This window comes from Aliamphritea spongicola (assembly GCF_017051665.1).
Lineage (GTDB): Bacteria > Pseudomonadota > Gammaproteobacteria > Pseudomonadales > Balneatricaceae > Amphritea > Amphritea spongicola.
Window position 1 is genome coordinate 1 of record NZ_JAFIDL010000067.1, and the last position, 314, is coordinate 314.

At 56.7% G+C, this 314-nt stretch carries 1 pseudogene; it reads right to left on the bottom strand.

The window, feature by feature from the left end:
• A pseudogene (locus tag JYB63_RS22770) lies at positions 1–195 on the bottom strand (hypothetical protein); the annotation flags it as partial.
• Positions 196–314 lie beyond the last annotated feature (119 nt).

Consider the following 314-nt stretch of genomic DNA (forward strand, 5'->3'; position numbering starts at 1 on the left):
GCTGATGCCGCTGATTTGCGCCAGCTCTTCGCGGCGCAGGCCGCTGGTGCGGCGGCGCGAAGAGCTGGGCAGGCCGATCATTTCCGGCGTGATGCGTTCGCGGTGCGCGCGCAGAAACGCGCCGAGGGCTTTTGGCCCGGATAAGGCTTCTGATGACATAGCATGGTACCTATTTATACCAGGATAACTGCTCATATTGTACCCGTATAGTAGCCTGATTATAGTAGCCGAAAGCCTTCAGGCACAGGCGCAAGCCGGATAATAACAGGAGCAAACATGAGCAACAGCAACAGCCATAACAATGCGGTAGACCG